Source organism: Psychrobacter sp. AOP5-GZ1-6 (genome assembly GCF_052376345.1).
Lineage (GTDB): Bacteria > Pseudomonadota > Gammaproteobacteria > Pseudomonadales > Moraxellaceae > Psychrobacter.
Map to the genome: position 1 here is coordinate 1 of NZ_JBQSVP010000117.1, position 9706 is coordinate 9706.

The window sequence follows — 9706 nt, forward strand, 5'->3', positions numbered from 1 at the left end:
TGCGGGTGTTTTTGTATCAATCACCTCTCCTATACACGATATAACAGATACCCTTTGATAAATCGTCTAAGACCGTTATCATAGGCTAATACTATTATTCGACATATAACTGATAAGGAATGCTTTATGACTGAGACCTTTAATCCTCAAGCCAATACCGTGTTTTGCCGTAAATATAAACAAGAATTACCAAAAATGCCGCATCCTCCTTTTCCTAACAAAAAAGGTCAAGAGCTACAAGAAACGGTCTCTGACAAAGCATGGAAAGAATGGCTGGAGCAGCAGACCATGCTGATTAATGAAAACCACTTGAGTATGCTGGATCCTGCAGCCAAGAAGTTTTTAACTGAACAACGTGATAAATTTTTGGACAACGAAGATTATGAGCGTGCACAGGGTTGGACACCAGAAAGTTAGGGGCTGTTAACTGCCTAATCACCAAAAAAACGCGCTATATCAATATAGCGCGTTTTTTGATAATGAGGGTGTGTCCTATGATCAGAATACCCGTCAGATACTTTCTACTGCTCTTCACTATCTGATGCTTCAAAGTCAGTCACTGACATGGTGACTGATGTCGTATTAACTTGGCGCGCTGCCATACGATCATTGGCTTCTTGTACGGCTTTTTCGACCTGTGCGTAATCTGAGTGACGGACATCTTGACCACTACTATAGTTGATCACCAGCTCAGCGACATTCTGTGCATGATCACCAATACGCTCCAATGCCCGCAATACCCACATAATATTCATGACTTTTGAGACATGCCTTGAGTCTTCCATAATATAAGTCATCAACGCACGAATCGCTGACTGATACTCATCGTTGACCATATTATCATTACGCATAACCTCAAATGCCTGTTCAGCGTTTGACTGACTAAAGGCCTCTAGTGCATTGTGTAGCATCAGACGCACTTGATTACTGAGATGTTGCACCTCTGCATAGCCATATGACAGTTTGCCTTGTGCAGCGATCTTACTGGCCATTTGAGCAATTTTTACGGCTTCATCACCGATACGTTCTAAATCCACCACACCTTTACTGATAGACATAACCAAACGTAAGTCACTGGCTGCGGGCTGGCGTTTTGCGACTAATAGCAAAATATGCTCGTCCAACTCTACTTCCATTCGGTTTATTTCGAAGTCCATATCAATGACTTCTTGTGCTAGTATCTCATCTTTATCGATAAGCGCATGGATTGCTTTAGCAACCTGGTTGGCCGCCTGATCACCCATGTGTAAAAACAATCGAATGGCTTCATCTAAATCTTGGTCAAAACTTTTAGAGATATGCTTATCATTTGGCATAAGAGGTATTCCCTGAGATACATATTTTAGTAGCGCGGTGAGATTTTTGAATTAAGCATCAACCATAACGACCTGTAATATAGTCTTCTGTCGCTTTTTGAATAGGGTTCGTAAACACTTGATCCGTCTCGCCCATCTCAATCATATCGCCTAGATACATATAAACCGTATAGTCTGACACGCGCGCTGCTTGTTGCATATTATGAGTAACGATAGCAATCGTATAATCATTTTTTAAATCTTCAATCAAATCTTCGATAGCCCCTGTCGAAATGGGATCTAGTGCTGATGTTGGCTCATCGAGTAGCAATACTTCTGGCTTAGTCGCGACGCTGCGTGCGATACATAATCGTTGCTGCTGGCCACCTGACAAAGATAATCCAGATGCCTTCAGCTTGTCTTTAACTTCTGGCCATAATGCTGATTTTTTGAGTGCCCATTCCACGCGGTTGTCTAGCTCAGCTTTGCTCAGTTTTTCGTAGAGACGTACGCCAAAGGCGACATTGTCATAAATTGACATTGGGAACGGTGTTGGTTTTTGAAAGACCATGCCGACTTGGGCACGCAGCAGGTTCACATCGACATCTTTACCCAAGATATTATTACCATCTAGGTTGATGCTACCTTCGGCACGCATACCTGGGTAAAGATCATACATACGATTGAAAGTACGTAGTAGTGTCGACTTGCCGCAGCCTGAAGGACCAATGAAGGCGGTGACTTTTTTATCAGGAATATCGATATTGATATTTTTTAGTGCTTTAAAATCATCATAGTAAAAACTTAAATCTCGAATCTGCATTTTTGCCGGTGGCATGTTTTCAGGCAAGTCATTAAGCGTCTGCTTGGTCAGGTTCGCAACATCTGGTTGCTCCATATTTGTGCTAGTGGACATTGATCTGTTTAACAGGTTATCAGTTGTTGTCTTGAATTGATCAGTGGTTTTATCTGTACGGGTTTTGCTGATGACATCATTCATAATATTGTCCAACCTAGCTCGATTAATTTCGTATAGTTTTAAGTAAATGCTCAATGTCGTATCATTTCATTGAGCATTGGGTCTTACTTAGTCTGACCTCTACCACCAATGAATCTTGCTAAAATATTTAGTATCAAGACAGAAGCAGTGATAAGTAGCGCAGCGGCCCATGCTAATGTATGCCAGTTATCATAAGGGCTCATCGCAAACTGATAGATGGTATTGGGTAAATTGGCAATAGGCTGACCCATGTCGGTACTGAAATATTGGTTATTTAGCGCGGTAAATAGCAGTGGCGCTGTCTCACCTGTGATTCTGGCAAAGGCCAATAAAACCCCTGTAGTCAATCCTGCTTTAGCCGCCTTGATTGTCACTTGCGTAACCATTTTCCATTTAGGCGTGCCAAGTGCATAAGCGGCTTCGCGAATACTGTTAGGAACCAGATTGAGCATGTTTTCAGTCGTACGTACCACCACAGGAATAACGATGAGCGCCAATGCTAACGCACCTGCCCAACCAGAGAAACTTTGACCTTTTACCATCAGTGCATAAATAAATAGACCAATAACAATCGACGGTGCTGATAATAAAATATCATTTAAAAAGCGCGTTACCTTGCCAAGCATACTGCCTTGCGAGAACTCAGATAAATAAATACCTGTCATAAGACCAATAGGCGCTCCGATAAACAGCCCTGAAAATGCCAACATCACCGAACCAACGATGGCGTTACGTAGCCCGCCTGCACTCATTGGCGGTGGTGTATCAGCCGTAAATATCGGCAGTTGCACCATACCCTGAAAACCTTCCACCAGAAGTGTCAGCAGAATCCAAAATAACCAAAACAAACCAAAAACCATCGCTGTCATTGCAAAGCCTAGACCTAGCTTATTAGCCCAGCGACGCTTGTTATAAAGACTTTTGTCATAACGTCCTTGGAAACCATTGAGTGGTAACGGCGCACTGATTGCATTAGTAGCGTGGGTAGCATTGTTAGAAGGCATAAAACGTGTTTCCCGTATTTTTATCAATACCAATAACCATCGACACTTATTGATTTAATCGAACTGTGGCAGTCAAACAATTAGCGATTGCCTGCTTTATGATCCATGCGCATCAGCATGAGTTTAGCGAGTGATAGCACGATAAAGGTAATCACAAACAAGATTAGGCCTAAATGTAGCAAGGAGGCTAAATGTAACTCACTCGATGCTTCCGCAAACTCATTTGCCAAGGCTGACGTAATCGTGACACCAGAGGTAAATAAGCTTGGACTGATATTAAAGGCATTACCGATAAGGAATGTCACTGCCATGGTCTCGCCCAATGCGCGACCTAACCCTAAAATGACACCACCAACCACACCAGCTTTGGTATAAGGAAGGATAATCTTGAACATGACTTCCCAAGTGGTCGCGCCCATTCCATAAGCTGACTCTTTAAGCAGGTCTGGCACGACCGAAAAGACATCACGCATAGTGGCTGCGATAAAAGGAATGATCATGATGGCAAGTACTAGAGATGCTGTGAACATACCTAGCCCCATTGGCGCACCTGTAAATAGCTTGCCAATGATAGGCAGTGGACCAATGTGTTCGATGAACCATGGCTGAATATGGTCGCCAAAGAAAGGAGCAAATACAAACAATCCCCACATACCATAAATGATAGAGGGAATACCTGCTAATAACTCAATCGCAATACCGAGCGGTTTTTTTAAGAATTTTGGACACATCTCAGTCAAAAATATGGCAATACCAAAACTGACGGGAACCGCAATTAAAATGGCAATAAAAGATGTGATCAATGTGCCGTAAATAGGCGCCAATGCACCGTACTCGTTGGCAACTGTATCCCAGTTATTGCTGGTATAAAAGCCCAAACCAAACTCTTGAATACTCGGCCATGCACCGACTATCAATGAGACTAAAATACCACCTAAAGACATTAGGACAAGAATGGCAAAAGCTTTGGTTGCATTGACAAACAAAAAATCGTAGCGTTTTTGTTTGGCCAGTTGGGACCTTAAATCATTCATAAGTGTCTCAGCATTGAATAGGGTTGAGTCAAAATATTAGAAATCTTTATTGGGCTTTATCACAGCAAGCTTAGGAGCAAATTTACTGTGATAAAACCTCTCAAATAACTACCGGAGAATAGTTATTCGAGAGGGTAACTGCAAAAACGCTAAATAATATTTAACAGAAATCAGTTACTGGGCTGCTGTATAAGCTGGCTGTCCATCACTGCCCTTCACTTCATTCCATTTATCTTTGAATAACGCAACGGCTGTATCAGAGAAAGGAACGTAATCTAGTGCCATGGCATCATCATCACCTTGGGTATAAGCCCAATCAAAGAAGTTCAATACGCCAGCCACTTGCTGAGGGTTTTCTGGTTGCTTATGTACTAAGATGAAAGTCGCAGCGGCGATTGGCCATGCTTGCTCGGTCTCAGAGTTGGTGATAACTTTATAAAAGCCTTCTTGTTGTGACCAATCGATATCACCAGCTGCTGCAAACGTTTCTGCAGAAGGTTGCACGAAGTTACCTGCTGCATTTCGTAGGGCTGTATGTGACATATTGTTTTGCTTGGCATAAGCATACTCAACATAGCCGATTGAGTTTTTCATACGATTGACGTAGCTTGATACGCCTTCGTTACCTTTACCGCCTGCACCAGTGGCAGAAGTTGGCCACTTCACTGTCTTATCAACGCCGACACTGTCTTTCCAGTCTGTTGACACTTTTGCTAGATAATCAGTGAAGTTGAAGGTAGTACCTGAACCGTCTGAGCGGAATACAGTAGTAATCGCAGCATCAGGTAGCGTTAGATCAGGGTTCGTCGCTTTAATCGCAGGATCATTCCAGTTGTTAATCTTACCTAGATAGATATTTGCTAAAGTCTCACCGTCTAACTGCAATTGGCCAGGCTCAACACCATCAATATTTACGATAGGTACGACGCCACCGATAACCGTTGGAAACTGAATCAAACCAGCTTTATCTAACTCTTCAGGTGTCATAGGTGCATCAGAAGCGCCAAAATCAACTGTTTTTGATTGGATTTGCTTGATACCGCCAGAAGAGCCGATTGACTGATAATTCACTTGACCACCAGTCGCAGCGTTGTAGTCGTAAGACCATTTAGCATAGATAGGCTGCGGAAAAGAAGCACCAGCACCAGTAATATTCATTGCGATATTTTCAGCAGATTTAAAATCTGTGGCAGATGAAGACCCTGCTGTTTGGGTAGTGGCTGTCTCAGTCGCGACAGCACTATCAGCAGCAGACTCTGTCGTTTCAGTTGATTGATTACATGCCGTAAGTACTAAGGTACAACTAACGGCTACTGCTAATAACGAATAACGCATTTAAGACTCCTAAAGTTTAACAACATACAAAAAAGCATTGTTTGTGATATGCGAGTTATCTTGCCAAGTTTTTATGACAGTTTAATGACAGTTTAATGACAACCTTATTACACCTATATCTATCAGCAGCATTCAAACCATAAATAAACGATAATCTTAATTTTTTCAACAACTTAATATCTCGTCTTAATAAAGATAACTTATTCAGTTTTATCAATACCAATACATCGCATAATACCTGCCCCTAAATATCATTAGCCGTCTGAGCAGAATTTTGTTAATATTCAATTGATTCACAACACTGACAGACTCGGGGTGCGGTGTATGATTGGCCTGATTTATTAAAATTGCTTTGTTAAAATTACTTTATTAAACCAGTCGCCTTGATACATTCGCTGAGAGATCACCCGCCAAACCTGATGCGGTTAGTACCGACGCAGGGAAGTCTTAAGCACTTTGTTATGTATGGCAAAGGACGTGCAGAAATGCCTTTTTATTATCATGACTGTTTTAGTATACGTTTGACGTTACTAAAGTCGTGAGTATCGATATAAAGCTGCGTCTGAGGTTTTATCAACATCATCCGCGACGATACTGTTTGGTCGTTGGTTTATGTTCATAAACTGAAATTGTCTAGATTACAAATGCCACCCCCGCAGCTACTGGCGGTGTTGCTTTTATTCAAAAACCAACACGCTAGGACAGCATATGAATACCTCTAATGTACAAGCAGCCCTTTCTGATACACAGACAGCCAAACTCCATATCCCAGCTGACGACGCGCTTCCTACTACGGAACCAGCTCAAGCAACTACCAGTAAAGCGGATAAAAAAGCGGATGCGCTAAAAACACCTGCTCACCGCACAGCAAGTGATGCGCGATTCGAAGAAGACGCGCGCGACTTGCATCGTATACTCCCCGCCTCTCGCAAAGTTTATATCGAAGGCTCACGCCCTGATATTCAAGTCCCAATGCGCGAAATCACTCTCGACCCTACACCTATACAAGGTGTCGACGAAGCCGATTGGGAACAAAACCCACCGTTTTATGTATATGACACTTCGGGCGTATATACCGATCCTAACGTCGAAATTGATTTGACTAAAGGCTTACCAAAACTACGTGAAAACTGGATAAACGAACGTGGCGATACCGAACAATTAAGCGGACTGTCTAGCTCTTACGGACAAGCGCGTGCCCGTGACATCACCACTGCTAACCTTAGATTCGCTCACATCGACAAACCGCGCCGCGCCAAAAATGTCGATGGAAAAGCTGGCAACGTCACACAAATGTACTACGCACGTCGCGGTATTATTACTCCAGAAATGGAATATATCGCCATTCGCGAAACGCAAAAACAGCATGAACTGACTGATATGCGTCAACACGATGGTGAAAACTTTGGCGCCAATACCCCTACAGCTATTACCCCTGAATTTGTGCGTAGCGAAGTAGCAGCAGGTCGCGCGATTATCCCAAACAACATCAACCACCCAGAATCTGAGCCGATGATTATCGGACGCAATTTCTTAGTGAAAATCAATGCCAATATCGGTAATTCAGCGCTGGGCTCTTCTATCGATGAAGAAGTGTCTAAAATGACGTGGGCCACGCGTTGGGGTGCGGATAACATTATGGATTTGTCGACTGGTAACCATATTCACGAAACTCGTGAATGGTTGATTCGTAACTCGCCAGTGCCGATTGGTACGGTACCGATTTATCAAGCGCTCGAAAAAGTCGATGGTGTGGCAGAGGACCTCACGTGGGAAATCTTCCGTGATACGCTCATTGAGCAAGCAGAACAAGGCGTCGATTACTTCACCATTCATGCAGGCGTACTCCTACGCTATGTGCCACTCACCGCCAATCGCTTAACGGGTATCGTCTCGCGTGGTGGCTCTATCATGGCACAGTGGTGTCTCGCCCATCATCAAGAAAGCTTTTTATATACCCATTTTGAAGACATCTGTGAAATCATGAAGCAGTACGATGTGGCCTTTAGCTTGGGTGACGGCTTGCGTCCAGGTTGTTTGCAAGATGCTAATGATGAAGCACAGTTTGGCGAGCTGCGCACCCTTGGTGAGCTGACCAAAATCGCATGGAAACATGATGTACAGGTGATGATTGAAGGTCCAGGTCACGTGGCCATGAACCGCATTAAAGAGAATATGGATTTGCAACTTGAGATATGTGAAGATGCACCATTTTATACATTAGGGCCTTTGACGACTGATATCGCTCCTGGTTATGACCATATTACGAGTGCTATTGGTGCGGCGATGATTGGCTGGTTTGGTACCGCTATGCTGTGCTATGTCACGCCAAAAGAGCACTTAGGACTGCCCAATAAAAAGGATGTCAAAGACGGCATCATTACTTATAAGATTGCCGCTCATGCCGCTGATCTGGCCAAAGGGCATCCAGGGGCGCAGTCTCGTGATAATGCGTTGTCTAAAGCACGTTTTGAATTCCGCTGGGATGATCAGTTCAATCTGGCACTCGACCCTGACACGGCGCGTGAGTTCCATGACGAAACGTTGCCAAAAGACGCTCACAAATCAGCACATTTCTGCTCGATGTGTGGGCCAAAATTCTGCTCAATGAAAATCACCCAAAACGTGCGTGAATATGCGGCGGGTTTGGATAAAGCTGCTACCAATAAAGTCACGCCGCAAACCGGTGACTTAACTGATGCAGGTCATTTGATTAAAGAAGTTGATACCGAGCTGGTTCGTCAAGTTGGTGAGGCCAGTGCTGATGAAGTTAGCAAAGGTATGGCTGAGATGACCGAGAAATACAATAGCGAAGGACGTCAGTTGTATACAGAGGTGTAATGCTCTATTTGCTAAAAACTGGCTAACTTAACAAGCTTGAACCTAGTCACTAGGCTCAAGCTTTTTTATATTTTTCCTTTTAATCGAGATAAAAGCCACAAAGCTAATCACCAGATAGATAGGTGTTAATATTATATACATTAACGGCAAAACCCAAACAAAGAACAGGTCGCGACTCTCTCCCGTTGCCCCTTTACCAATCACCATATCCGTCAATAGTAAAAAAATATAATAGACCATCAAGCTCAGAAAAGGGACTAGAAATCCGCCAGTCAGCATAACCACCCAAAGACTCTCAGGCTGAGCTTGTGCGCGTCGACTCATCATGCGTAAATGTCGTATACCTATCACGAGCAGCGCAATGAAAGCTACAAATGGTGAGGCAGCCGTTAATACCCTAGCCAATGGGTTCAGTGGTTTTTGAATAACAAAATCAATCTCTTTTGCAAGATTATCGTTGAAATGTAATGGCTGATTCACAGGTAATGCCGTTTCTTCATTATCGATATCGACAGTGACATGGTCAGTATCACCATCGAAATTTAGAGTGACAGTTGAACCTTGAAATCGCTGGCTCTGTACATCACTTTGCTGCATAGGCTTTAAACTATATGAGTAGGTATGTCTTGCCGTCCAATCACTACCATAATAGTGTGGATGGACCTCATAAGTAGCTATAACAGTGTGTAGCCCTTGTGGTAAGTTGACGTTGATATATTTAGACTCTGCTCTAAACGTTTTATCACCTGTATCTGTAGTTGGGTAATAAAAGTCAGCCGTATCAAGCACAGTATCACCCTCGGCAAGCACCTCAACAGGCACTGATTGACCGTCTATAGAGATTTTGAAATCATCACTTTGCTCAAAACTATCCAAACCATCAAACACCTCGAGTACTAAGGGGAATTGTAGACCTTCACGATTATTATATAGCTCGTAGGTTACCGTATAACTATCATTAGTGTCTTCTATAATATCAATGTCGACTGACTCTGATATGACATCAATACTCTTATTGAAATAAGCAGCATTCGCCCAAGTTCCTGAATAGCTGACGGGTTCAATAGCTTGGCTAGAAACGCTCCAACTTAGTAACAACAACCCTGTGATGATAAAGCGGTACACAATCTCTCCAAACTTTAGCGAAAACAAACACAAGTTTAATATTTATTCATAATAAAAACTATAAAAAAATCC

General features: G+C 42.9%; 8 protein-coding genes and 1 riboswitch. Of the genes, 2 read left to right on the top strand and 6 right to left on the bottom strand.

Annotated features, from left to right (window positions below; translation table 11 throughout):
* Window positions 1-126 precede the first annotated feature (126 nt).
* On the top strand, window positions 127-417 hold the full coding sequence (locus ACT3RN_RS12425; protein ID WP_192518319.1) for an oxidative damage protection protein: 291 nt from the start codon (window positions 127-129) through the stop codon (window positions 415-417).
* Between the two features lie 104 nt (window positions 418-521).
* Here ACT3RN_RS12425 and phoU read toward each other — a convergent pair whose 3' ends face one another.
* The 5 genes from phoU to pstS all read right to left on the bottom strand — a co-directional run bounded on the left by phoU (window position 522) and on the right by pstS (window position 5668).
* Window positions 522-1316, bottom strand: a complete 795-nt coding sequence (gene phoU / locus ACT3RN_RS12430; protein ID WP_192518320.1) for a phosphate signaling complex protein PhoU — start codon at window positions 1314-1316, stop codon at window positions 522-524.
* Between the two features lie 58 nt (window positions 1317-1374).
* Window positions 1375-2295: a phosphate ABC transporter ATP-binding protein PstB gene (gene pstB, locus ACT3RN_RS12435; RefSeq protein ID WP_192518321.1), complete on the bottom strand. Its 921-nt coding sequence runs from the start codon at window positions 2293-2295 to the stop codon at window positions 1375-1377.
* Between the two features lie 83 nt (window positions 2296-2378).
* Window positions 2379-3299, bottom strand: a complete 921-nt coding sequence (gene pstA, locus ACT3RN_RS12440) for a phosphate ABC transporter permease PstA (RefSeq protein ID WP_192518322.1) — start codon at window positions 3297-3299, stop codon at window positions 2379-2381.
* An 80-nt stretch (window positions 3300-3379) separates the two neighbouring features.
* Entirely contained in the window at window positions 3380-4333 is a 954-nt protein-coding gene (gene pstC, locus ACT3RN_RS12445) for a phosphate ABC transporter permease subunit PstC (protein WP_192518323.1), read from the bottom strand.
* 174 nt (window positions 4334-4507) lie between these two features.
* Window positions 4508-5668 (bottom strand): phosphate ABC transporter substrate-binding protein PstS, encoded by a 1161-nt coding sequence (pstS, locus tag ACT3RN_RS12450; RefSeq protein WP_192518324.1) that lies wholly within the window; start codon window positions 5666-5668, stop codon window positions 4508-4510.
* Between the two features lie 301 nt (window positions 5669-5969).
* Window positions 5970-6128, top strand: a riboswitch (TPP riboswitch).
* Window positions 6129-6376: 248 nt separating this feature from the next.
* Between pstS and thiC the strand changes: the two genes are divergently transcribed.
* Window positions 6377-8509, top strand: a complete 2133-nt coding sequence (gene thiC, locus ACT3RN_RS12455; protein ID WP_225739067.1) for a phosphomethylpyrimidine synthase ThiC — start codon at window positions 6377-6379, stop codon at window positions 8507-8509.
* A gap of 42 nt (window positions 8510-8551) precedes the next feature.
* Here the strand turns inward: thiC and ACT3RN_RS12460 are convergent, their stop codons facing one another.
* Window positions 8552-9634, bottom strand: coding sequence for a hypothetical protein (locus ACT3RN_RS12460; RefSeq protein ID WP_192518325.1), 1083 nt, complete (start codon window positions 9632-9634; stop codon window positions 8552-8554).
* Between the last annotated feature and the right edge of the window lie 72 nt (window positions 9635-9706).

Coding starts and splice junctions, on each gene's coding strand:
- ACT3RN_RS12425 (WP_192518319.1), top strand. CDS start 127: ATGACTGAGACCTTTAATCCTCAAGCCAATACCGTGTTTTGCCGTAAA.
- phoU (WP_192518320.1), bottom strand. CDS start 1,316: ATGCCAAATGATAAGCATATCTCTAAAAGTTTTGACCAAGATTTAGAT.
- pstB (WP_192518321.1), bottom strand. CDS start 2,295: ATGAATGATGTCATCAGCAAAACCCGTACAGATAAAACCACTGATCAA.
- pstA (WP_192518322.1), bottom strand. CDS start 3,299: ATGCCTTCTAACAATGCTACCCACGCTACTAATGCAATCAGTGCGCCG.
- pstC (WP_192518323.1), bottom strand. CDS start 4,333: ATGAATGATTTAAGGTCCCAACTGGCCAAACAAAAACGCTACGATTTT.
- pstS (WP_192518324.1), bottom strand. CDS start 5,668: ATGCGTTATTCGTTATTAGCAGTAGCCGTTAGTTGTACCTTAGTACTT.
- thiC (WP_225739067.1), top strand. CDS start 6,377: ATGAATACCTCTAATGTACAAGCAGCCCTTTCTGATACACAGACAGCC.